Raw genomic sequence first — 22,395 nt, forward strand, 5'->3', positions numbered from 1 at the left:
CATGACCCCCGTTCTTCTTTTCATCCTCGGCGTCGTCTTCGTAGCCATCGGCATCGCCGCGTCCATTGCGCTGCACGAAGTGGGACACCTGGTACCCGCCAAGCTCTTCAAAGTGCGCGTCACCAAGTACATGATCGGTTTCGGCCCTACCCTGTGGTCCAGGCGGAAGGGCGAAACCGAATACGGTGTGAAGGCCATCCCGCTGGGCGGCTACGTATCCATGATCGGCATGTACCCGCCCAACAAGGAGGACGGCTCCGTCCGGCCCTCCAGCACCGGGATGTTCCAGACGCTGGCCACCGAGGCCAGGTCCATGGCGCATGAGGAAGTTGGCCCCGGAGACGAAAAACGCGTCTTCTACCGCCTTCCGGTCTGGAAGAAAGTCATTGTCATGCTGGGCGGGCCCGCCATGAACATGATCCTCGGCGTCCTCCTCATGGCCGTCCTCCTCATGGGATTCGGCACGGCCACGGCAACCACCACCATCTCGGATGTCTCCAAATGCCAGGTTGCCGCCGGCGAAACAGTGGACCCGGATTCTGCCGACTGCCAGCTGACCCCGGCGGCCGCGGCCGGGCTCCAGCCCAACGACACCGTCACGTCCTTCGACGGAAAACAAGTCACCAGCTGGGACCAGCTGACCGAATGGATCCGCGCCTCTGCGGGCAGGGAAGTGGCCATCACGGTTGAGCGCGGCGGGTCTTCGGTGTCCACCTCTGTCACCCCCGTCCTCTCCGCCCGGCCCATCATCGGCGTCGACGGCCGGCAGGAAACCGATGCGTCGGGCACCCTGCGCTACCAGGACGTGGGCTTCCTCGGCATCGGTTCGCAGACCGAACTGGTCCCGCAGCCGGCGTCGTCCGTCCTGCCCATGGCGGGGGAGAACATCCGGCAGGTGGCAGGAGTGATCTTCAACCTCCCGGCCCGCGTGGTGGGCGTGGCGAAGGCAGCCTTCAGCGAGGAACCGCGCGATCCCAACGGACCCATCAGCGTGGTGGGCGTGGGGCGGGTAGCCGGCGAGGTAGCCGCCATGGAAGAGATTCCGCTGCAGTCCCGCGTGGCCACCCTGGTGGGGCTGCTCGCCGGACTGAACTTCGCCCTGGCCGTCTTCAACCTGGTTCCGCTGCTGCCGCTCGACGGCGGCCATGTGGCCGGTGCGCTGTACGAGGGTGCACGGCGCCAGGTGGCGAAACTCTTCGGGAAGCCGGATCCCGGCGCCTTCGACATCGCCAAGCTGCTCCCGGTGACGTACGTGGTGGCCGCCCTGCTGATGGGCATGAGTGCGCTGTTGATCTACGCCGACATCGTCAAACCCGTGAACCTCTTCGGCTGACGGACATGCCTGGAAGAATCTGTAGCTTCCAGTGGTTGACTGGCGATAATCAGCTAAATATAGCTGATATTGAATAATCAGCTTTTTATGATTGATTATTGGGTATCACCCGCATATGGTTGAGGCATGTACGTACTCACCATCGACCAGCGGGGCAGCACCTCGGACGTTGACCGCGTGCCCCACCTGATCGCGGAACTGCACAGCCTGACCGGTGCGCACTTCGAACGCTCCGTCGGCGACGAACTCCAGGGCACCGTGGGCGACGCCCGGGACGTGGTGGACATTGCACTGCACGCCTTGCGGAGCGGGCACTGGTACGTCGGTATTGGCATCGGCGACGTCCGTCTCGAGCCTGGCCGGAGCCCGCGCGAAGGCACCGGAAGCGGCTTCGTGGCGGCCCGCGCCGCAGTGGAAATCGCCAAGGGTGCGGCCGGCCACGTTCCGTTGTCGGTGGTGGCGGGCACCATGGGCAGTGTCAAAGGCGCACCCCGGAATTCCCGGGAAGAGCCCACCGGCACGAACAACGGAGCCACTGCTGGAACGAACGCCGAACCGACTGCCGCAACCGATGCAGCGAATGCAGCCATGAACGCCGCAGCGAATGCCCAGGCCGTCCTGCGCCTCATAGGACGGCTGGTCCAACAGCGGACGGAAGCGCAGTGGCGGGTGGTCGACCGGCTGCGGGCAGCGGGCGGAGGGGGCAGGCATGGCAGCCAGAAGCCCGTGGCCCGGGAACTGGGAATTACGGAGCAGTCGGTGAGCCGTGCCGTCCTTCGTTCCGGGTGGCAGGAAGAATGGGCTGCCAGGCCGGCAGCGGCAATGCTCCTGGATTACGCCCTTGCCCATACCAAAGGAGACCGGTGACCGCATTGTGGATCGCTGCCGCACTGTTGGCGGCAGGTTTTGGCGGCTGGCCCGTCACCGCCCTCGTTTTCCGGCTGGCCCGGACGATTGACGACAAAGCGGACGCGGCAGCCAAGGGACGTGACACTGCAGAGGACCCCTCGGCAGATGTCACGGTGGACGTCCCGGGCCGGGCCCCGAACGAACCCGGCCAGGCTGTCAACGGTGAGCTGACGGCGCACACTGGCCTGCCGGCGTCGGACGTTCCCGCCGCACCCGTCCAGCGGATCCTCCGCGGCGGTGCCATCATCGGCGTCCTGGAGCGGCTCGGCGTCTGCCTGGCCATCCTGGCGGGCCAGCCCGTTGCCATCGCGTACATCGTCGCCATCAAGGGGCTGGGCCGGTTCGCCGAACTCAAGGAAACCCCGGTGGCTGCGGAGCGCTTCATCATCGGCACCCTGGCGTCCATGCTGTGGGCCGCAGGGATAGCGGCCGCCGTGAAGGTGATTTTCCTGGCCTAGGCCGGCGGAGCGATAGGGTAGCGCTATGACAGTTTTTGCCGTTGAGTACGTTTACGCCGCCGATTCCACCGAAGCACGCAACGAGGCACGGCCCGCCCACCGCGAATGGACCGGCGGCCTGGCCGGGGACGGCGTGATCCTGGCCAGCGGACCCTATGGAGACGGCGCCGGAGCGCTGCTGATCTTCAAAGCGGACAACGAAGCATCCCTGAACTCGGTCCTCAAGCAGGATCCGTTCGCCGCTGCCGGGGTTATTGCCGGCATCCGCGTCACCGAATGGTCACCCGTGACCGGCATGCTCGCCGGCCTCGCAGCCTAAGCCGTTTCCCCCTTCACCTCTAGGAGTCCACGTGACCTCGGTCAGCCTGGGAATGCCCGCAGCACCGCCGCCCGTCCTTGCCCCGCGCCGCAAGACGCGCCAGATCAAAGTCGGTTCGGTGGGAGTCGGCTCGGATTCCCCCATCAGCGTGCAGTCGATGACCACCACGCCCACCACCGACATCAACGCCACACTGCAACAGATCGCGGAACTGACCGCCTCCGGCTGTGACATCGTGCGCGTTGCATGCCCGTCGGCCGATGATGCCGAAGCATTGCCCATCATTGCCCGCAAGTCCCAGATTCCGGTCATCGCGGACATCCACTTCCAGCCCAAGTACGTCTTCGCCGCCATCGAAGCCGGTTGCGCAGCGGTCCGGGTCAACCCCGGCAACATCCGCAAGTTTGATGACCAGGTCAAGGAAATTGCCGCGGCCGCCCGGGACCACGGAACCTCCATCCGCATCGGCGTCAATGCCGGCTCGCTGGAACCGGGAATTCTCAAAAAGTACGGCAAGGCCACCCCCGAGGCCCTGGTTGAATCCGCCGTCTGGGAAGCCTCCCTCTTCGAAGAGCACGGCTTCCACGACTTCAAGATCTCGGTCAAGCACAACGACCCCGTGATCATGGTGGCCGCCTACGAAATGCTCGCTGAAAAGGGTGACTGGCCCCTCCACCTCGGCGTGACCGAGGCCGGTCCGGCATTCCAGGGAACCATCAAGTCCGCCACCGCCTTCGGCGCACTGCTCTCCCGTGGCATCGGCGACACCATCCGCGTCTCCCTCTCGGCCCCGCCCGTTGAGGAAATCAAGGTGGGCAACCAAATCCTGCAGTCGCTGAACCTGCGGCCCCGCAAGCTTGAAATCGTGTCCTGCCCGTCCTGCGGACGCGCGCAGGTGGACGTCTACACACTCGCGGAACAGGTCACGGCCGGCCTGGAAGGCATGGAGATCCCGCTGCGCGTCGCCGTCATGGGCTGCGTGGTCAACGGGCCGGGCGAAGCACGCGAAGCCGACCTCGGCGTCGCTTCCGGCAACGGCAAGGGACAGATCTTTGTGAAGGGTGAAGTCATCAAGACTGTGCCGGAGAGCCAGATTGTTGAGACACTGATCGAAGAGGCCATGCGTATCGCGGAAGAGATGGGGGAGGCCGATGGCGAAGATGCTGTCAAAGGTGGCCCCGTGGTTAGCGTCTCGTAAGGACGAGCCGGACCCGCCGGGGATATCTGTCCGCACCCTGGACGGCGGTGACACCGCCGCGCTCAGGCACCTGGCTGAGCAGGACCGCGTGGCCAACGTGTTCATCCTCGCGCATTTACGCACTGCCGGTACTGCCGCTCCCACCAGCGGTGGTGCCGGCATCGTTGGAGTATTCGACGACGGCACCCTGGTAGGTGCCTGCTGGGCGGGCGCCAACCTGGTCCCCATCCAGCTCGACCCGGCCTTCGCGCCGTTGGTGGCCGAAGCCGCCAACCGGTCGGGCCGGCGTTACGCGTCCGCTTTCGGGCCCGCGGATGCGGTGCTGGCGCTTCACGGGGAACTCGCTGAACTGGGCCACCGCGCCCACGAAATCCGGCCGGACCAGCCCCTCATGGTGATCGACGGGCCGGCCGATGTTCCGCCCAACCCGGGCTTGGGACTGGGAGACCTGGCAGACTTCGAACGCATCCTGCCTGCCTGCGCCGCCATGTTCGAAGAAGAAGTGGGCTACTCCCCGTTCCTGGGCGGCCGGGAGTTCTACAGCCGCCGGGTCGAAGGGCTGATCCGGCACGGCTATTCGCTGGTCCACCTCAACGAGGCCAAGGAAGTGGTCTTCAAAGCCGAGCTCGGCGCCGTCACCGCCGAGGTCACCCAGGTCCAGGGGGTCTGGATGAATCCGCTGTACCGCGGGAAGGGCCTGAGCTCCGGCTACATGTCCGCCGTCGTGGAGCAGGCGCAGAAGGTCGCGCCGCTGACCAGCCTTTACGTCAACGGCTTCAACGTCAGGGCCAGATCCACCTATGAACGTGTCGGCTTCCGCCAGGTGGGCACGTTCGCTACAGTTCTCTTCTAGCGGCCCGACGCGGGGCCGCATCTTGACTTGGGGGAAAATTGAAGACTTCTGTGCTGGGTACGTTCGCGGCTTCTGCGGTTCTCGTCATTGGTGTTTCAGCCTGCGGGGGCACCTCGGCGCCCGGGGGAGACGCTGCGTCGTCGGGGAGCTCCGCCTCAGCCGGACCATCGGCGGAAACCACCACGCCTTCGCCCACCCCTACGCCGGACAAGGCGTACACCAGCGAGGAGCTGGCCGGAGTTGTCCGCGAGGTGCGGGACTCGGCAGACCGCCGGCTGACACCGGTTCCCGGCGACGAGTTGGCCAGTACGGTGCAGCAGTCCAAGGACATGATGTCCTCCATCGACGTTGAGCCGGCGGCATGCAAGGAACTTGCGGCCTCCAGCACGGTACCGTCCATGGATGGAGCGGCAATTGCCATGGGACTCAGCACGGACGCCTCCTCCGGCATGGTCACCGCTCTCTCCCTGATGTCGGGACTGGACCAGGCCGCGCTGGCGAAGTTTTCCGACTCCTCTGAGCACCTGGAGAAGTGCTCGAACATGGTCATGACGGTGGCGGGCGTCAAGGTGGCCGTTGCCATCACCCGCATCGACGGCGGCGTCAGCGGGGTTGAGGGAACCACCGCCTTCCGAACAGAAACGACGCTGCCCAACGGCCAGGTACAGTCGGTGACCACGGCCCAGGCTGTCCACCACGGTGTGGTGCTGACCGCCGTCGCATCCGGCGGAACAGACGGTGCGGGTGCCCAGGAGCAGGCAGGTTCGCTCCTGGATTCCGCGGCAGCCCTCATCAAGTAGGCCACCCGCATCATGCAGGCACCCCGGTCAGGACAGCGTCCCGGTCAGGTACCGCTGCACATTCGGGGCGACTGACCGGACCACGTCTTCGGGGGCAGCGGAGGCCAGCGGCTCCAGCCGGACCACGTACCGCACCATCATCAGGCCAACCATCTGCGTTGCCACCAGGCTCCCGCGCAGGGCCACCTCATCGGCTGTACCCGGGACGCCGGCCATCGCCCGGCTGATGATGGTGCGCGCCACCACGTCACGCAGCATGGCCGTCTTCGCCTTTGACCCCAGGGACCCCCGCAGGAAGGCCAGCAGGCCGGGTTGGGCAGGGCCTTCCCAGAGGCGGAGCACTGCGCGGACCAGCAATTCTCCGCGTTGCCCCGGATCGCCGTCCGCGACGCCGGCAAGCACCTTTGCGGGGTCCGCGGGGAGTTCCACGCAGAGGGCAAAGAGTTCGTCCTTTCCGCTGAAGAAGTGGTGCACCATGGCGGGGTCCACGCCCGCGGCCCGCGCAACCTGGCGGAGGCTTGTTCCCTCGAAGCCGTGCTCGGCGAACGTCCGGCGTGCAGCTTTTAGGATGTGTTCCCGGGATGCCGTGGTGCCGCCACGGCGGCCCCGCCGCAGCGGAGCCGGAGAGTCCCGTGCCGGTGAAGGCTCCACCCACTCCTGCGGAGCCGCGCCGTGTTCCGGCGGCGTCCTGCCACGCCCTGGCGGCTTCATGCCCTGACGCGGCGGGTCATGCGCTGCGCCTGCGCAAGGTGAGGGCGGCCAGCAGCAGGACGTCGAGGACTATGCCAGCCATGACTGCGGTGTCCTGCCAGAGTTGGCCCGTCGCTTCGCTGTTGGAGGCGATTTCCTGGAGTGCATCCACCGAGAAGGTCAGCGGCAGCACGTTGGAGATCGCTTCCAATGCACCGTTCATCCGGTCCCTCGCAACAAAAAGGCCGCAGAGCAGGATCTGGGGGACCACCACCACGGGCATGAACTGCACGGCCTGGAATTCGGTCTTGGCGAAGGCGGAACACAGCAGGCCCAGTGCCACGCCCAGGACGGCGTTGATCACCGCTATCAGCACCACCAGCCCTGGCGGGCCTTCGATGTCGAGGCCGAAGACCCAGTAGGCCACCGCGGTGGCCACCAGGGACTGCAGCGCGGCCATGATGGAGAAGGCCAGACCGTAGCCGAAGAGCAGGTCCGCCTTGTGGACCGGTGTGGTGAGCAGCCGCTCAAGGGTGCCGGACGTGCGTTCGCGGAGCATGGTGATGGACGTGACCAGGAACATCACCACGAAGGGAAAGATCGCGAGCATCATCAGGCCCACGCGGTCGAACGTTCGGGGTGCCCCCGGCGGGAGCGACTCGTTCTCGTAAAGGTAGTAGACCGCCGTCAGCAGCAGGGCGGGCACCACCAGGATCATGGCGATGCTCCGGTGGTCATGGCGGAGTTGGCCCAGGACCCTCCGGGTGGTGGCCAACAGCATCCAGGCATCCATTACCGCATCCTCCTGCCGTACCGCCCGGGCGAGGGCGCGCTGCGCACCGGCATCCCGCCGTCGTGGTCTTCCTGTTCCGTGATGATGGTGAGGAACGCCTGCTCCAGGTCGTTGCTGCGCCCGCGTTCTGCCAGTTCTGAGGGCGTCAGTTGTGCCAGGAGCATGCCCCCGCGCAGCAACAGCAGGCTGTGGCAGTGGCTGGCTTCCTCCATGACGTGGCTGGATACCAGGAGCGTGGTGCCGGCCTCCGCGAGGGACCGGAAACGGTTCCACAGGTCCGCCCTCAGCACGGGGTCAAGGCCCACGGTGGGCTCGTCCAGGACCAGTAATTGCGGGTGCGCCACCAGGGCGCAGGCCAGGGACACGCGGCTGAGCTGGCCGCCGGACAGGTCCGCGGCCTTCTGCCTTGCCTGGGGCCCAAGGCCGACGGCGGCAATTGCCTCCGCCACCTCGGCTTTGCCTTTGCGGTGCATGGCGCCGAAGTACCGCACGTTGGCTTCGACCGTCAGGTCCGGATAAACGCTGGGGGACTGGGTCACGTACCCCACCAGGTGGCGCAGCATCGGATGGCCCGCGGGGCGGCCCAGCACCTGCACGGAACCGGACGCCGCCTGGACGCCCACGATGGTGCGCATCAGGGTGGTTTTGCCACTCCCGGACGGGCCCAGCAGGCCGGTGATCCGGCCGGCCGGAATGGAGAAGCCAACGTCTTGGAGCGCAGGGCTCCGGCCCCGCCGTACCGTCAGTCCGGAGACGGACACTGCAGCACCCGCCGCGGGGTTGGGCCTGTCCGGGACAGGGCTGCTGCCTGCGGATCCCGGAGTGGGAAGGGTCATGGCTGCCTCCGCGCTGGAGCAGGCGTCGCGGGCTGAAGGCCCGGAATTCATCACCTGGTGAATTCAAGGTAAGTCCGGCCTTCCTCCCGGTCAATAGCCCTCCACGGAAGAAAATACTTGTCAACGTGCCCGCCATCACATAGGTTCGATCTAGCTGCGCTGAGTGGAGTGGGCGGTCTCACCAGTCCTCACCTGTAATAAGGCGATAACGGCGTTGAGCCACGCCCGGATGCAATGACCAGCCCTATTGGGGGGCCAGGGGCTTTGCAATCGGGCGTGGCTCTACTGTTTCCGGGCGAGTGGTGCTGTGCCGGTAGATTAGTATGCAGACGAATTTGTCCGGCCCTGCTGATCCAGCACTTTTCCAGAAACGGATACCCCCCGTGGTCCTTAGAATGTCCCAGCTTTTCCTGCGCACCCTGCGTGAAGATCCCGTCGACGCGGAGGTGGCCAGCCACAAACTGCTGGTCCGCGCCGGCTACATCCGCCGTGCGGCTCCCGGGATCTACACCTGGCTGCCGCTGGGCCTGAGCGTACTCCGCAAGGTGGAGCAGGTCATCCGCGAGGAAATGGCCGCCATCGGTGCCCAGGAAGTCCACTTCCCGGCCCTGCTGCCGCGTGAACCCTATGAGGCGACCAACCGCTGGACCGAATACGGCGAGGGGCTGTTCCGGCTCCAGGACCGCAAGGGCGCCGACTACCTCCTGGCCCCCACGCACGAGGAAATGTTCACCCTCCTCGTGAAGGACCTGTATTCCTCCTACAAGGACCTGCCCCTCAGCCTGTACCAGATCCAGAACAAGTACCGCGACGAGGCACGTCCCCGGGCAGGCCTCCTCCGCGGCCGCGAGTTCATCATGAAGGATTCCTACTCCTTCGACGTGGACGACGCCGGCCTGGACGCCAGCTACGCTGCCCACCGGTCCGCGTACCTGAAGATCTTCGCGCGGCTGGGCCTCGATGTTGTCCCTGTGGCAGCCACCGCCGGCGCCATGGGCGGCTCCCGGAGCGAGGAGTTCCTGTTCCCCACGGAAATCGGCGAAGACACCTTCGTCCGGTCTGCCGCAGGCTACGCAGCCAACGTCGAAGCCGTCACGACTGTGGTGCCCGGCGACATCGACTTCACGGGTGCGCCTGCCGCGCAGGTCCTGCCCACCCCGGATACACCCACCATCGAGACACTGGTCAACGCATCCAACCAGATTGCGCCCCGGGCAGAGGCCGACGGCGGCGCCTGGACCGCCGCTGACACGCTGAAGAACGTCGTCCTCGCCGTCACGCTGCCCACCGGTGAACGCCAACTGGTGGTCATCGGCCTTCCCGGCGACCGCGGCGTGGACCTGAAGCGCGTCGAGGCCAACATCGGCGCATTCCTGCCGATAGCGGGCGAGATCGGACTCGAGCAGGCCGGCGAAGAGGACCTCAAGAAGCAGCCCCTGATCGTCAAGGGTTACCTGGGCCCCGGCCTGTCGCTGGACGCCCCGCTCCTGGGTGCCGAAGGAACCACCAAGCTGCTGTACCTGGTGGATCCGCGGGTGGTCAGCGGCACCAGCTGGATCACCGGCGCCAACGAGGCCGGCAAGCATGTCTTCGGCCTCGTTGCCGGCCGCGACTTCACCTGGGACGGCGTCATCGAGTGCACCGAGGTCCGCGCCGGCGACCCCGCACCGGACGGTTCCGGCCCCCTGGAAACCGCACGGGGCATCGAAATGGGCCACATCTTCCAGCTGGGCCGCAAGTACGCCGCAGCCCTGGACCTCAAGGTGCTGGACCAGAACGGCAAGCAGGTCACGGTCACCATGGGTTCCTACGGCGTTGGCGTCACCCGTGCGGTGGCTGCCCTGGCCGAGGCCAACCACGATTCCAAGGGCCTCACCTGGCCCCGCGCTGTGGCACCTGCCGACGTCCACGTCGTGGCGGTGGGCAAGGGCGAGGACATTTTCGCCGCCGCTGAGCAGCTGTCCGAGGGCCTTGAGGCCGCCGGGCTCGACGTCATTTACGACGACCGCTTCAAGGTGTCCCCGGGCGTAAAGTTCGGTGACGCCGAACTGTTGGGCGTGCCCACTATCCTGGCGGTGGGCCGCGGGCTGGTGGACGGCGTCGTGGAGATCAAGGACCGCCGCACCGGGGAAGCCGAGAACGTCGCGGTGGACAAGGCCGTTGACTACGTGGTCAACGCCGTCCGCAACAGCTGATCCCGGGCGTGGACTTCGGTCTTGAGCACCTCCAGCTGACCACCCTCATCCTCATCGTCCTGGCCGGTTTCGGTGCCGGCTGGGTCGATGCGGTGGTGGGCGGAGGTGGGCTGATCCAGTTGCCCGCGCTGCTGCTGGTCCCGGGCATCACTCCGGTGCAGGCGCTGGCCACCAATAAACTGGGTTCGATCTTCGGAACAACCACCAGCGCGGTCACCTACTACCGCCGGGTGGGGCCGGACCTGAAGACGGCGCTGCCCATGGCGGTGATTGCCCTCGCGGGGAGCTTTGGCGGCGCGATCCTGGCGGCTAACCTGCCCGCCAGCGTTTTCAAGCCGATCATCGTGGCCGCGCTGGTCGCCGTCGCCCTTTTCACGGCCCTCAAGCCCAACGTCGGGGACATCACGGCGCTGCGGCACGACGGCCACAAGCACTACGTGGTGGCCTGCCTGATCGGTGCGGTCATCGGGTTCTATGATGGCCTGATCGGTCCGGGCACCGGCTCATTCCTGGTCATCGCGTTGGTATCGGCCATGGGCTACGCGTTCCTGGAGGCCAGTGCCAAGGCCAAGATCGTGAATATGGCAACCAATGCCGGTGCCCTCATGTTCTTCCTGCCGCACGGCTCGATCCTGTGGGGCCTCGGCCTCCTGCTGGGCGTTGCCAACATGGCCGGCGGCTACCTTGGGGCGCGGACCGCGGTCAAGCAGGGAAGCCGGTTCGTCAGGGTGGTTTTCCTGGTGGTGGTGGCCGCCCTGATCGTCAAACTCGGATTTGACGTGTGGCAGGAAAACTTCGCCTGACCGGCCCTGCCCCGGCATGGTCCCGACCCCGCGGCGGCACCCCTCGTCGCCGCCCGGGACAGCGCGTAGCATGCAGGTATGTCACACGGCGACGACGCCTACGGGCCAGCCCTGGAAGCGGCCGCCAGGCACGCCACGGCCTGGCTGGACAGCCTTCCCGGCCGGCGAGTGGGCCCGGCCGTCGAGGCGCATGACCTCACGGACGTGTTTGGCGGCAGCCTCCCGGACCAGGGCCTTCCTGCGGATGACGTGGTGGATTTCCTGGCGCGGGCTGCCGAACCCGGTCTTATGGCGATGCCCTCTGGCCGCTTCTTTGGCTGGGTCATCGGCGGAACCCTGCCCGCGGCGCTGGCCACGGACTGGCTGGTCAGCGCCTGGGACCAGAATGCCGGGCTTCGCTACGCCACCCCCGCCATGGCTGCCATCGAGGAAGCCGCCGGGACGTGGCTTTTGGACCTGCTGGGATTGCCGGCGGCCTCCGACGTCGGGTTCGTCACCGGCGCCACGATGGCAAACTTCACCGGCATGGCTGCGGGGCGGTGGCGGCTCCTTGCCGACGCCGGCTGGGACCTGGACGGCGATGGCCTGGCGGGGGCGCCCCGGATCCGCTGCTTCGTGGGCCGTGAGCGGCACGACACAGTGGACCTGGGACTGCGGTACCTGGGGCTGGGCCGACCGGCAGTGGTCGAGGCGGACAGCCAGGGGCGGATGGTTCCTGCCGCCCTGGACGCGGCACTGGGAGCCGGCAGCGGCCCGGCGCTCGTCTGCCTGCAGGCCGGGAACCTTCATTCCGGTGCATTTGACCCCTTCACCGAGGCCATCACGGTGGCCAGGAAACACGGCGCCTGGGTGCACGTCGACGGTGCCTTCGGGCTGTGGGCAGCGGCGTCGCCCGAACTCCGCCACCTGACGGACGGATACGACGGCGCCGATTCGTGGGGGACTGATGCCCACAAGACCCTGAACGTCCCCTACGACTGCGGCATCGCCATAGTCCGTGACGCGCCGGCGCTGCGTGCAGCCATGGGGCTGCACGCGAGCTATCTGGTGCATGACGCCGAGGGGCCGGGCGACCCGTTCGAGAAAGTGCCGGAACTGTCCCGGCGGGCCCGGGGCGTCCCGGTGTGGGCGGCGCTCAGGAGCCTGGGCAGGGACGGTGTTGCGGCACAGGTCAACGGGCTGGCCAGTGCAGCCGCACGGATCGCTGCCGGGCTGCGCGATATCGACGGGGTGGAAGTACTCAACGATGTGCAGTACACCCAGGTCAGCCTGGCTTTCGGCGACAACGACACCACCCGGGCCGTGACCGCCCGCATCATTGCGGACGGCAGGGTGTGGATGTCCGGCTCCCGGTGGCGGGACAGGGACATCCTTCGAGTGTCCGTCAGCAACTGGCGGACCGGTGCCTACGACGTTGAAACTGCGGTGGACGCTGTCAGGTCCGCCCTGGCGGCCGTGCGGGCGCGCTAGCGCGCTGCCTGCACCCCGGCAAACTAACCGGCCACTCAGCGGAGCGTTCCGGACCCACGGTCCTGTCCCGGTTCAGGCAGCGACCAGGCCGGCGGCAGCCCGGGAAGCGTCCGTCCCGCCAGCGTACTGGCCACCCAGAGCGACCGGGCAAGGTCGCCCTGATGGTGGGGTTCGGCCGCGTACCAGAGAGCATTCGCCACCTCCCGGGCGACTGCCCACTGCCGGGCTGCCTCCGGGTCCAGTCCTGCCGCGGTACTGAAGTCCGCGCAACGGCGCCGCAGCGCCGCCTCCGGACCGTCCGCCGGCAGGTCGTACAGCCGGTTCCACAGGAGGGGAGCCACGGCGAACTCGGCCTCGCCGATCAGCGGCTGCGGGTCGATCGCAACGTACCGCCCGCAGGGCTGTGAGTTTCCGGACCTCCCGGTGCCAGGACGGGCCAGGATGTTCAGGAAGTGCAGGTCCGCATGGACCAGGACATCACGGGCGGAGCGGCGGCCCACGGCGCCGCGGGTCTGGCAGACCTCAAGGGCAGCCTCGAGCAGCCACCGCGGAAAAGGCCGGCCCAGCTGGTCCCAGTCCGCGGGAAATTCATCGCTCCACTGCTCGGCGCGGGCCGCGATGTGTTCGAAGGCGCTCCACTCCGGCCGTGCGTCGGGCACCAGGCTGAGCTGCCGGACCAGGCCGCCCCAAACGGCTGCCGCCTCATCCAGCGGCACGCCGTTGAGGGAGGCGCCCGCCTCCAGCCGTTCCAAGAGCATGGAGCACGTTTGACCATCCCGCTCCAGCAGGCCCACGGCGCCGCGACCGGCCCACAGCGCCAGGGCGTGGGGCTCGCCGAGGGCTTCGTCATGGGGGTAGGCGACCTTGAGGGCGGCCGGCGTGCCGTCCTCCCTCAGCACGGGCACCACCACAGCGCCATGGCCGCTCCATGGCACGGCGCCCGGAAGCAGGCCGGACGCCAGGTTCCATTGCTCCATCCGGCCGGCAATCAGTCCCGGCAGCGAGGCAAGCCAGGCCCGCCCGGAACTGCTGCGCCGGTACCTGGCGTCGAGTTCGGACGGGATGGGCACGCTCGTTGCTGGAGTCATCGGCATCAGCCTAGTGTCTGCAGGGCGGGCTAACCGCCGGCCGGCAGCTCGGGCAACATGGCGCTATCCAGGACGATGCCGGGCACCGGGCCTGGGTCGGCGCCCCAATGGGCGGTCCGGGTAACAGCGGATTCAAGCATCGAGAGGGCCCATGTCCTGTCCGTGCCCTCGGTCATGGCAACCAGGTCGCCGTAAACGGGCAAAGCGGCTGCCTCGAGCGTGCCCAGCCGGGTGGCCGGCGCGCTGAGGAAATCTGCGTCCAGGGCGTATCCCGCCGCTTGCGGCCGGGGTGCCTGGCACACCAGCCGGAGACGGTTTTCAGTTTCCTCCGCGGCCGCCCGCTGCTGCAGGAGGAATTCCGACGCCGGCCGGGCATCCCCCGGGGCCAGGCGCGGCATGGCTGCCTGGTAGCCGTAGGCCGCCTTCTGCTGAGCCTGCAGGACGGCCGCCAGCGCGGCGCCGGCGGTTCCCGCCCCGGGAGTTTTTCCGGCGGCGCTCTCCGCGGAAAGGCTGCCGCCTCCGGGCGACGCTCCTCCTTGTGTAGGGCCCAGGGGCGCGGCGGTGGTGTCAGGTGCCGGGAACGGGCAATCCGGCGGAGATGTGGTGGGGGCGGAGCCACCCTGCGGGCCGGGACTTGCGGTCCCGTCCGCGGCAGCCCCTGTGACTGCGCCGGGCTCGCCGGCGGCTGCGGCCAATTGCCGGGCAGCCAGCAGCTGTGCTGTCCCCGCGCCCGCGAGCAGGCGCGCCATGCCGCCGTCGGCCTCCTGGGCGTCCTTGAGCCGGCGGGAACCGCTGGCGGCAATGGCCTTGGCCAAATCCACTTCACTGGGAGCGGCAGCAGGCGCCGGGGACGCTGACGCCGTTGGGTCGGATGTCGCGGCCGGGCCGGGCGGCGTGGACGGGCTGGCCGCCGGTGAGGCGGGCGAACCCGCGGGCAGGAAGGCGCGGGCCTGGAGAGTCAGCAACGTCACAACCGCCTGCGCGGGATGTCCAGCAGCGCTGTCAGCTGCCGCCGTGGCGGCAAGGTCCAGCCCTGCGGCCCGCAGTGCGAGGGCGTCCTCCAGGGCAGCGGAACGGGCCTGATCTGTGAACGTCGGCGGGGCCGGAGCTGGCTGCTCGCCCGGAATGACGGCAAATCCGAGGCTGAGGACCAACAGGGCTGCCAGCGAAATGACGGCGTACCGGGCGTAGCGCATCCGCGGTTTTCTTTCCTGCCTGTCGTCTTCCACAACAGACCATGGTGTCACGGCGGAGGGGGATCCCGGTGCACCACTGGACCGGTAAAATGGCTACGCTAGTACACACCACATCATCTATAAGGGAGGCGGCCGGCATCGTGAGCAAAGCAGAAGCCCAGGCTTCATCAGACCACACCGCACCGGGGAAGGCTGATTCCGCGCCGGCCCTCAACCCGGAAGCCGACCGGCTCCGGGCCCTCCTTGAACCGTCCGTCCTGGCCAACCGGCTGTACCTCGAGGACGTCGCCATCAACGTTGCCGGCTCCCACCGGGTGCTCCACGTCGTGGTGGACCTGCCGCAGGAAGAAACCGGCGGCGTCAGCCTCGATGTCATCGCTGACATCTCGAAGGTACTCTCGGATGTCCTGGATAACGATCCCGGCGCCGACACCCGCCCGTACGACCTCGAAGTCTCGTCACCCGGCGTCGGACGTCCCCTGACGGAACCGCGCCATTGGCACCGCGCCAAGGGCCGGATTGCCAGCGTCAAGGTCATCCAGGGTGACAACATCACCGGACGCATCCAGTCGGTGGATGACGGGGGAGTCACCCTGGTGCCCGAAATTGCCGTCAAGAAGGGCATGAAGCCCAAGCAGGGCGATCCCGTAAAACTTCCTTTCGACAGGATCCGTAACGGAAAAGTCGAGATCGAATTCAGCCACCTTTCGGAAGATGGCCTGGAACCAGAACACAATGGACCTTCCGAGGAGGCCTGATGGATATTGACATGAGCGCACTGAGACTTTTGGAGCGTGAGCGTGAAATTCCGCTGGACCTCCTGATTCCCACCATCGAGCAGGCTCTGCTGGTGGCCTATCACAAGTCGCCCGGCGCCTTCGAAAAAGCCCGCGCTGAGCTTGACCGCAAGAGCGGCCACGTCACCATCTGGGCTGTTGAAATTGACGACGACGGCGCACCGATCGGCGAATTCGAAGACACCCCCGCGGGCTTCGGCCGCATCGCTGCCAGCACCGCCCGCCAGATCATTTTGCAGCGCCTGCGCGACGTTGAGGATGACAACGTGCTGGGCGAGTTCAAGGGCCGCGAAGGCGAGCTGGTGTCCGGCACCATCCAGCAGGGCAACAACCCGCACATGATCCAGGTGAACCTCGGTTCGCTGGAAGCGCTCCTGCCGCCGCCCGAGCAGGTGCCGGGGGAGAAGTACATCCATGGCAACAGGCTCCGCGCCCTCGTCATCGACGTCCACCGCGGCACCAAGGGTCCGTCCGTCACGCTGTCCCGCTCCCACCCGGGCCTCGTCCGCAAGCTGTTTGAACTGGAGGTCCCGGAAATCGCGGACCACTCAGTGGAAATTGTGGCACTGGCCCGCGAAGCAGGGCACCGGACCAAGATCGCCGTGAAGGCCAACGCATCCGGCATCAACGCCAAGGGCGCCTGCATCGGTGAGATGGGGTCCCGCGTCCGCGCCGTCATGACGGAGCTCAACGACGAAAAGATCGACATCGTGGACTTCAGCGAGAACCCGGCGACGTTCATCGCCAGCGCCCTCTCGCCGTCGCGCGTGAATTCCGTCACCATCACCGACGAAGCAACCCGCTCCGCGCGGGTGGTGGTCCCCGACTACCAGCTGTCCCTGGCGATCGGCAAGGAAGGCCAGAACGCCCGCCTCGCCGCCAAGCTGACCGGTTGGCGTATCGACATCGTTTCCGACGCCGCCGCGCCGAAGGAAAACTGAAGCACTTTCAGTGCCCCGTTCCAGGTGGCCTGCCACACCGTGGCAGGCCACGGGTTCGGGCAGAACGGCCCGAAGGGGCTAGAATAGATAGGTCCGCGCCTAACGGCCGGCAGTAGTGCGCCTTCGCGTGCCCGCTCCGCAACAGCGGCACGGGACCTGCGGGGGCCAGCAGATATGAACGTCAGGACGATCACCGTGGCAGCAACACCTACCAGCGGAAATCGGCCGGAACGTACCTGCATCGGCTGCCGGAAGAAAGGTCCGCAGACTGAGTTACTCCGGCTCGTCGCCGGGGACAGCGGTTCATCCGCTGTCCTGGTGGATGAACAACGCCGGATGGCTGGCCGGGGTGCATGGCTGCATCCCAGCGAATCGTGCCTGGCCCTGGCGCTCAAACGGCGGGCATTCGGGCGGGCCCTGCGGGGCGCGACCGAAACCGCCGACGTCGAACGCCGGATCAAGCCAGGCCCGACCACCGCAGGCGCCCCGGTGGCTGCAGCACCAACCGTCCAACCTGAAAGCGGGTCAGAAGTCTGATGGAAACCCGATGAGTTCCCAGCGATGAGTGCGTAACGATGACAACTTTGTTGCGCTCTGCAATGGGCCCTTCCGCACCAACCGCGGCCAGGGTCCGCATTAAGAAGTAGACGGTTCGTACCTGGCTCGGTGCGGACCGAGACAGGAGAAATGTGGCCAAGGTCCGCGTACACGAGCTCGCCAAAGAGCTCGGTATCACTTCCAAAGATGCAGTAACAAAACTGCAGGAACTGGGCGAATTCGTTCGCTCCGCCTCTTCCACCATTGAGGCCCCCGTCGTGCGGAAGCTGCGTAACGCCTTCCCCGACGCCGCCAACAAGGCTGCGGCACCTGCCGCCCCCAAGGCGCCCGCCCCCGCGGCAGAATCACGCCCGGCAGCTCCGGCTCCCGGCCCCGCCGCGCCCAAGGCTCCGGCCCCCAAGGTCGAGGCACCAGCACCCGCTGCTCCGGCAGCTCCGGCAGCTTCCGCTCCGGCGGCACCCCAGGCGTCGTCTGCGGCACCCGCAGCTCCGTCCACGGGCGCCAAGCCCGGTGCCCGTCCCGGCCCCAAGGCTGAGACCCCCGCCCCGGCACCCCGCCAGGGCGGATCCTCACAGAGTTCCTCGGCACCCCGTCCCGGCGGCCCCCGTCCGGGCAACAACCCGTTCGCCACGTCGCAGGGCATGCCCCGCGGCCGTGGCGGCGACGGCGACCGTGCACCCCGCCCGGGCAACAACCCCTTCGCAACTTCCCAGGGCATGCCCCGTCCCGGCCGCAGCGACGGAGAACGCCCCGGCGGTCCCCGTCCCGCGGCTGGCGCCGGTGGCCCCCGTCCCGGTGGTCCGCGTCCCGCTGCCGGTGCAGGTGGGCCCCGTCCCGCAGCAGGAGCCGGTGGCCCCCGTCCCGGCGCACCGCGTCCCGGTGGTCCCCGTCCCACTCCGGGCATGATGCCCAACCGCACTGAGCGTCCCGCACCCGCCGGTGCAGGACGTCCGGGCGCCGGCGGACGCGGTCCGGGACGCCCCGGCGCACCCGGCACCGGTGGCCCCGGTGGCGGCGGCGGTGCTCCCGCCGGCGGTGGGTTCGGCAAGGGCGGCCGCGGTCGCGGCGGTACCCAGGGTGCCTTCGGTAAGGGCGGCGCAGGCCGCGGCAAGCAGCGCAAGTCGAAGCGCGCAAAGCGCCAGGAACTTGAGCAGATGAGCGCACCGTCGCTGGGTGGCGTGAGCGTACCCCGCGGCGATGGCAACACTGTGATCCGCCTGCGCCGTGGCTCGTCCATCACGGACTTCGCCGACAAGATCGAGGCGAACCCCGCCGCGCTGGTGACCGTGCTGTTCCACCTCGGTGAAATGGCCACTGCCACGCAGTCGCTGGACGAAGACACCTTCGCGCTGCTCGGCGAAGAACTGGGCTACAAGCTCCAGGTCGTTTCCCCCGAGGACGAAGAGCGCGAACTGCTCTCCACGTTCGATATCGACGTCGAGGCCGAGCTTGAGGCCGAAGGCGACGAAGAACTCGAACCGCGTGCTCCCGTGGTTACCGTCATGGGCCACGTTGACCACGGTAAGACCCGGCTCCTGGACGCCATCCGCAACTCGGATGTCGTGGCCGGCGAACACGGTGGCATCACCCAGCACATCGGTGCCTACCAGATCAGCCACGAACACGAAGGCGTCGAGCGCGACATCACCTTCATCGATACCCCGGGCCACGAGGCGTTCACCGCCATGCGTGCCCGTGGTGCGAAGGTCACCGACATCGCCATCCTCGTGGTGGCAGCCGATGACGGTGTCATGCCTCAGACCGTTGAAGCACTCAACCACGCCCAGGCGGCCAACGTGCCGATCGTCGTGGCAGTGAACAAGATCGACAAGGAAGGCGCCAACCCGGACAAGGTCAAGGGCCAGCTGACCGAGTACGGCCTGGTTCCCGAAGAATACGGTGGCGACACCATGTTCGTTGAGGTCTCTGCCCGCCAGAACCTCAACATCAACGAACTGATCGACGCTGTGCTGCTGACCGCAGACGCCGCACTGGACCTCCGGGCCAACCCGGACAAGGCCGCCCGCGGTATCGCGATCGAAGCGAACCTGGACAAGGGCCGCGGTGCGGTTGCCACCGTCCTGGTGCAGTCCGGAACGCTGGCAGTCGGCGACACGATCGTGGCAGGCACGGCCCACGGCCGCGTCCGCGCCATGTTCGACGAAGACGGCGAAGCACTCGACGTGGCACTGCCGTCCCGCCCCGTCCAGGTCCTCGGCCTGTCCAACGTGCCGCGCGCCGGTGACACCTTCCTGGTGACCTCCGACGAGCGGACCGCCCGCCAGATCGCCGAAAAGCGTGAAGCAGCTGACCGCAACGCCCAGCTCGCCAAGCGCCGCAAGCGCATCAGCCTCGAAGACTTCGACCAGGCAGTGGCCGACGGCAAGATCGACACCCTCAACCTCATCCTCAAGGGTGACGTGTCCGGTGCCGTGGAAGCCCTCGAAGACGCCCTGCTCAAGATCGACGTCGGCGAAGGCGTGCAGCTGCGCGTCATCCACCGCGGTGTGGGTGCCATCACGCAGAACGACGTCAACCTGGCAACAGTGGACAGCGCCGTCATCATCGGCTTCAACGTCAAGCCCGCCGAGCGGGTTGCCGACCTGGCAGACCGCGAAGGCGTCGACATGCGCTTCTACTCCGTCATCTACGCAGCAATCGATGACATCGAAGCAGCGCTCAAGGGCATGCTCAAGCCGGAATACGAAGAATTCCAGCTTGGCACCGCCGAGGTCCGCGAAGTGTTCCGCTCCTCCAAGTTCGGAAACATCGCCGGCTCGATCGTCCGCTCCGGCATCATCCGCCGCAACACCAAGGCACGGATCAGCCGCGACGGCAAGATCATCGGCGACAACCTCACCATCGAGACGCTCAAGCGCTTCAAGGACGACGCCACCGAGGTCCGCACGGACTTCGAATGTGGTATCGGTCTTGGCTCGTACAACGACATCACCGAAGGTGACATCATCGAGACCTTCGAGATGCGCGAGAAGCCGCGCGTCTAGTCTGGCTCTGCCTCCGGGCAACTCAGCAGTGCGAAGGTGCGGGGCCGTTGGATTTTTCCGGCGGCCCCGCCTTTTTCCGCCGACAAGGGGGCCCCGCCCCTACGACGGACGGCCTGCGATCTTCGATCGATGGCCGTCCGTCTCCGGCAGGCCCGAAGCCACTCCCGGGCCCCCTCGTCGGCTCCAAAAAGGGCCGCCGGAAAAATCCAATGGCAGTCCGTCATAGACTCGCCTCAGCGAGTGGTATCAAAACCCAACGTGTGTACGTCAGCCGTTCCGGCGCCGTCGTACATCCAAAATTTTTAGGAGTGGAAATGGCTGATCCGGCACGTGCTGCCAAGTTGGCGCAGCGGATTAAGGTTGTTGTTGCTGAGGCTCTTGGCCGCAGGGTCAAGGATCCGCGGCTTGAGGGCGTCACCGTGACCGATGCCCGCGTGACGAACGACCTGCAGCACGCCACGGTGTACTACACGGTCTTCGGGGACGAGACCGCCCAGGCCGAGGCGGCCAAGGGGCTGGAGAAGGCCAAGGGCGTTCTACGCCAGGAAGTCGGCCGCAACATCACCGTCCGGCTGACGCCGACCCTGGAATTTGTCGCCGACCAGATCCCCGTGGTGGCTTCCAACCTCGAGGAACTGCTGCGGGAAGCCAAGAAGCGCGACGCCGAGGTGGCCGCCCTGGCCGCAACCGCCAAGCACGCAGGCGAAACTGATCCCTACAAGAGCGATGCACCGGAGGATGTTGACATCGACGAGGACGACTTCGACGAAGAGGACCTTGACCTCACCGGCGGCGACGACATCGATGAAGACGCCAACAAGGACGCGGACAGCACCAAGTAAGGCATGACCGCGGCAGCAGGCCCGTACTGACAACCAGCGTCAGTCCGGGCCTGCTGCGTTTTCAGGAACCCTGTTGCCTGCTTAGCGGATGCTGGCCTTGATGAGCTTGCCGGTGGGCGGCGGGGGACCGGCAGGGGGCTCAGGCCCCAGCATTGCCGGCAGCACGTCCGTGGTGGCGTACAGCGTCCGCCCCTGGATCTCAACATCGGCCGGCTGGTTGACCGTGAGGAACTCCGAACGCTCGCCCTTCCAGCCGCTGAACTTCAGGATCTTCCCGCCGAACAGCGAAGCCACATAGACGTCACCGTTGTTCGCAATGGCCAAACCAGTGGGGCTCAGGATTTCGTCCGCCCACACCTTCGTCCTGCCGTTCCAGGGGTTGATCCGGAAGATCGCACCGCGGTCCCCAAGGGCCGGGCTTTCCGGACCGCCGGGCAGCGAGGTCACGTACAGCCAGCCATCCTGGCCAATCTCCACATCGGTGGGAACCGGCTCGAAGGCGTACTCGTGTCCCGCCACGCAGGCCGGCACGCCGAGGCCGCCCTCCGCCTCCGGACGGGCAGCAGTTTCAGGAATGACCGCCGGCCGCGGGGGCAGGACGGCCAGGGTGGAAATCTCACCCGACCGCAGGTTGACGGTGAGGATGGCGTTCATCCCGGCGTCAGCCACGTAGGCGGTATTGCCCTGTACAGCCAGTGCGTAGGGATGCGAGTCGACGGTGCCCGTATAGCGGGCAGGAGCCGGGGACTCCTTGGGCCACTGCTGCAGGCACGCGTCACTGACATCGTCACCGAAGCCGTACTCCTGGTCGCCGTCGGGATTGTTCTCCCGCTCGTAGTCGGCGAAGTTGGCGATGGTCCTGACGTCCCCGTTCGGGCTGATGGCCTTCAGGTAGCCCTCAAGGTTCTCCGGCTTGCCCAGCCCGGCCCCTGTGCTTTCCAGGAAGAACGTTGTGGCCCCACGGGTGTCCACCCCCGCAACGTCCCACCCGGGCTTGGGACTGGTGTAGACATCTTCGACGGTGCCGTCCCGGTTGACCCGGCTCAGCTTTCCGGCAAAGTCCTGGCTCACGTAGATGGATTTCGCTGTCCCGAGGGCCAAGTGCAACGGCGTGGCAAGGCCGGTGGCAACTTCTTCCGGCTTGGCGCCGTCACCGCCCTTATCCGACGCTGTCGACGGGCTGGCTGGGGCAAGAACCACCACAGCCGCCACCAAACCAATAATGGTGATCTTTTTCTTCATTGTGGGTACTCCGGGTGCGTGCCCTTAGCGGGCCGGATAGGAAGCCTCCCAAGAGGCAAAAAATGCGGA

21 protein-coding genes are annotated in these 22,395 nt (G+C 67.1%); 15 read left to right on the forward strand and 6 right to left on the reverse strand.

Translation table 11 applies throughout. The features are described 5' to 3' along the window. Position 1: 1 nt before the first annotated feature. The 7 genes from ACFV4R_RS17155 (at position 2) to ACFV4R_RS17185 (ending at position 5,870) form a co-directional block, all read left to right on the forward strand. Entirely contained in the window at positions 2 to 1,333 is a 1,332-nt protein-coding gene (locus ACFV4R_RS17155) for a M50 family metallopeptidase (protein WP_377203683.1), read from the forward strand. A 126-nt stretch (positions 1,334 to 1,459) separates the two neighbouring features. After that, complete coding sequence (locus ACFV4R_RS17160; RefSeq protein ID WP_377203684.1) at positions 1,460 to 2,200, forward strand: MarR family transcriptional regulator; 741 nt, start codon at positions 1,460 to 1,462, stop codon at positions 2,198 to 2,200. After that, positions 2,197 to 2,700, forward strand: a complete 504-nt coding sequence (locus ACFV4R_RS17165; protein ID WP_377203685.1) for a hypothetical protein — start codon at positions 2,197 to 2,199, stop codon at positions 2,698 to 2,700. The genes ACFV4R_RS17160 and ACFV4R_RS17165 overlap by 4 nt, the downstream gene beginning before the upstream one ends. A gap of 25 nt (positions 2,701 to 2,725) precedes the next feature. Further along, on the forward strand, positions 2,726 to 3,019 hold the full coding sequence (locus tag ACFV4R_RS17170) for a YciI family protein (RefSeq protein ID WP_377203686.1): 294 nt from the start codon (positions 2,726 to 2,728) through the stop codon (positions 3,017 to 3,019). 31 nt (positions 3,020 to 3,050) lie between these two features. Continuing rightward, positions 3,051 to 4,217 (forward strand): flavodoxin-dependent (E)-4-hydroxy-3-methylbut-2-enyl-diphosphate synthase, encoded by a 1,167-nt coding sequence (gene ispG / locus ACFV4R_RS17175; RefSeq protein WP_015936629.1) that lies wholly within the window; start codon positions 3,051 to 3,053, stop codon positions 4,215 to 4,217. Further along, a complete protein-coding gene (locus tag ACFV4R_RS17180; RefSeq protein ID WP_377203767.1) occupies positions 4,180 to 5,070 on the forward strand; it encodes a GNAT family N-acetyltransferase in 891 nt (296 codons plus the stop codon). Before ispG ends, ACFV4R_RS17180 begins: the two co-directional genes overlap by 38 nt. Positions 5,071 to 5,108: 38 nt before the next feature. After that, positions 5,109 to 5,870, forward strand: coding sequence for a hypothetical protein (locus ACFV4R_RS17185; protein ID WP_377203687.1), 762 nt, complete (start codon positions 5,109 to 5,111; stop codon positions 5,868 to 5,870). Positions 5,871 to 5,897: 27 nt separating this feature from the next. Here ACFV4R_RS17185 and ACFV4R_RS17190 read toward each other — a convergent pair whose 3' ends face one another. From ACFV4R_RS17190 to ACFV4R_RS17200, 3 genes are read right to left on the reverse strand one after another with little or no spacing between them, the layout of a single operon-like run. Beyond that, positions 5,898 to 6,581 carry a TetR family transcriptional regulator gene (locus tag ACFV4R_RS17190; protein WP_377203688.1) on the reverse strand — a complete coding sequence of 228 codons (684 nt, stop codon included), beginning with the start codon at positions 6,579 to 6,581 and terminating at the stop codon, positions 5,898 to 5,900. 16 nt (positions 6,582 to 6,597) lie between these two features. After that, complete coding sequence (locus ACFV4R_RS17195) at positions 6,598 to 7,353, reverse strand: ABC transporter permease (protein WP_377203689.1); 756 nt, start codon at positions 7,351 to 7,353, stop codon at positions 6,598 to 6,600. Beyond that, positions 7,353 to 8,189, reverse strand: coding sequence for an ABC transporter ATP-binding protein (locus ACFV4R_RS17200; protein ID WP_377203690.1), 837 nt, complete (start codon positions 8,187 to 8,189; stop codon positions 7,353 to 7,355). Before ACFV4R_RS17200 ends, ACFV4R_RS17195 begins: the two co-directional genes overlap by 1 nt. Positions 8,190 to 8,572: 383 nt before the next feature. Between ACFV4R_RS17200 and ACFV4R_RS17205 the strand changes: the two genes are divergently transcribed. From ACFV4R_RS17205 to ACFV4R_RS17215, 3 genes are all read left to right on the forward strand, one after another. After that, positions 8,573 to 10,384: a proline--tRNA ligase gene (locus tag ACFV4R_RS17205; protein WP_377203691.1), complete on the forward strand. Its 1,812-nt coding sequence runs from the start codon at positions 8,573 to 8,575 to the stop codon at positions 10,382 to 10,384. Between the two features lie 8 nt (positions 10,385 to 10,392). Next, positions 10,393 to 11,187, forward strand: coding sequence for a TSUP family transporter (locus tag ACFV4R_RS17210; RefSeq protein ID WP_091719263.1), 795 nt, complete (start codon positions 10,393 to 10,395; stop codon positions 11,185 to 11,187). A 78-nt stretch (positions 11,188 to 11,265) separates the two neighbouring features. Beyond that, positions 11,266 to 12,657 carry a pyridoxal phosphate-dependent decarboxylase family protein gene (locus ACFV4R_RS17215; RefSeq protein WP_377203692.1) on the forward strand — a complete coding sequence of 464 codons (1,392 nt, stop codon included), beginning with the start codon at positions 11,266 to 11,268 and terminating at the stop codon, positions 12,655 to 12,657. Positions 12,658 to 12,692: 35 nt separating this feature from the next. Here ACFV4R_RS17215 and ACFV4R_RS17220 read toward each other — a convergent pair whose 3' ends face one another. Together ACFV4R_RS17220 and ACFV4R_RS17225 are read right to left on the reverse strand one after the other, a co-directional pair. Next, positions 12,693 to 13,745 carry an aminoglycoside phosphotransferase family protein gene (locus tag ACFV4R_RS17220; protein ID WP_377203693.1) on the reverse strand — a complete coding sequence of 351 codons (1,053 nt, stop codon included), beginning with the start codon at positions 13,743 to 13,745 and terminating at the stop codon, positions 12,693 to 12,695. A 29-nt stretch (positions 13,746 to 13,774) separates the two neighbouring features. Further along, on the reverse strand, positions 13,775 to 14,941 hold the full coding sequence (locus ACFV4R_RS17225) for a DUF4439 domain-containing protein (RefSeq protein WP_377203694.1): 1,167 nt from the start codon (positions 14,939 to 14,941) through the stop codon (positions 13,775 to 13,777). 140 nt (positions 14,942 to 15,081) lie between these two features. Here ACFV4R_RS17225 and rimP point away from each other — a divergent pair, with 140 nt between their 5' ends. From rimP to rbfA, 5 genes are all read left to right on the forward strand, one after another. Beyond that, positions 15,082 to 15,699 (forward strand): ribosome maturation factor RimP, encoded by a 618-nt coding sequence (rimP, locus tag ACFV4R_RS17230; RefSeq protein WP_377203695.1) that lies wholly within the window; start codon positions 15,082 to 15,084, stop codon positions 15,697 to 15,699. Beyond that, positions 15,699 to 16,679 (forward strand): transcription termination factor NusA, encoded by a 981-nt coding sequence (gene nusA / locus ACFV4R_RS17235; RefSeq protein ID WP_015936638.1) that lies wholly within the window; start codon positions 15,699 to 15,701, stop codon positions 16,677 to 16,679. Before rimP ends, nusA begins: the two co-directional genes overlap by 1 nt. Positions 16,680 to 16,853: 174 nt before the next feature. Next, positions 16,854 to 17,216: a YlxR family protein gene (locus ACFV4R_RS17240; RefSeq protein WP_377203696.1), complete on the forward strand. Its 363-nt coding sequence runs from the start codon at positions 16,854 to 16,856 to the stop codon at positions 17,214 to 17,216. 152 nt (positions 17,217 to 17,368) lie between these two features. Next, entirely contained in the window at positions 17,369 to 20,242 is a 2,874-nt protein-coding gene (gene infB, locus ACFV4R_RS17245) for a translation initiation factor IF-2 (protein WP_377203697.1), read from the forward strand. A gap of 314 nt (positions 20,243 to 20,556) precedes the next feature. Continuing rightward, entirely contained in the window at positions 20,557 to 21,084 is a 528-nt protein-coding gene (gene rbfA, locus ACFV4R_RS17250) for a 30S ribosome-binding factor RbfA (protein WP_377203698.1), read from the forward strand. Positions 21,085 to 21,165: 81 nt separating this feature from the next. Here the strand turns inward: rbfA and ACFV4R_RS17255 are convergent, their stop codons facing one another. Beyond that, the gene (locus ACFV4R_RS17255) at positions 21,166 to 22,326 is read right to left on the reverse strand and encodes a ScyD/ScyE family protein (RefSeq protein ID WP_377203699.1); all 1,161 of its coding nucleotides are present in this window, start codon (positions 22,324 to 22,326) and stop codon (positions 21,166 to 21,168) included. Between the last annotated feature and the right edge of the window lie 69 nt (positions 22,327 to 22,395).

The sequence above is a fragment of the Pseudarthrobacter sp. NPDC059871 genome, assembly GCF_042731175.1.
In the GTDB taxonomy this organism is placed as follows: Bacteria; Actinomycetota; Actinomycetes; order Actinomycetales; family Micrococcaceae; genus Arthrobacter.

Bases quoted from the DNA above. Each gene is read 5' to 3' on its own strand.
- ACFV4R_RS17155 (WP_377203683.1), top strand. From the start codon at position 2: ATGACCCCCGTTCTTCTTTTCATCCTCGGCGTCGTCTTCGTAGCCATC.
- ACFV4R_RS17160 (WP_377203684.1), top strand. From the start codon at position 1,460: ATGTACGTACTCACCATCGACCAGCGGGGCAGCACCTCGGACGTTGAC.
- ACFV4R_RS17170 (WP_377203686.1), top strand. From the start codon at position 2,726: ATGACAGTTTTTGCCGTTGAGTACGTTTACGCCGCCGATTCCACCGAA.
- ACFV4R_RS17180 (WP_377203767.1), top strand. From the start codon at position 4,180: ATGCTGTCAAAGGTGGCCCCGTGGTTAGCGTCTCGTAAGGACGAGCCG.
- ACFV4R_RS17190 (WP_377203688.1), bottom strand. From the start codon at position 6,581: ATGAAGCCGCCAGGGCGTGGCAGGACGCCGCCGGAACACGGCGCGGCT.
- ACFV4R_RS17195 (WP_377203689.1), bottom strand. From the start codon at position 7,353: ATGGATGCCTGGATGCTGTTGGCCACCACCCGGAGGGTCCTGGGCCAA.
- ACFV4R_RS17200 (WP_377203690.1), bottom strand. From the start codon at position 8,189: ATGACCCTTCCCACTCCGGGATCCGCAGGCAGCAGCCCTGTCCCGGAC.
- ACFV4R_RS17215 (WP_377203692.1), top strand. From the start codon at position 11,266: ATGTCACACGGCGACGACGCCTACGGGCCAGCCCTGGAAGCGGCCGCC.
- ACFV4R_RS17220 (WP_377203693.1), bottom strand. From the start codon at position 13,745: ATGACTCCAGCAACGAGCGTGCCCATCCCGTCCGAACTCGACGCCAGG.
- ACFV4R_RS17225 (WP_377203694.1), bottom strand. From the start codon at position 14,941: ATGCGCTACGCCCGGTACGCCGTCATTTCGCTGGCAGCCCTGTTGGTC.
- nusA (WP_015936638.1), top strand. From the start codon at position 15,699: ATGGATATTGACATGAGCGCACTGAGACTTTTGGAGCGTGAGCGTGAA.
- ACFV4R_RS17240 (WP_377203696.1), top strand. From the start codon at position 16,854: ATGAACGTCAGGACGATCACCGTGGCAGCAACACCTACCAGCGGAAAT.
- rbfA (WP_377203698.1), top strand. From the start codon at position 20,557: ATGGCTGATCCGGCACGTGCTGCCAAGTTGGCGCAGCGGATTAAGGTT.
- ACFV4R_RS17255 (WP_377203699.1), bottom strand. From the start codon at position 22,326: ATGAAGAAAAAGATCACCATTATTGGTTTGGTGGCGGCTGTGGTGGTT.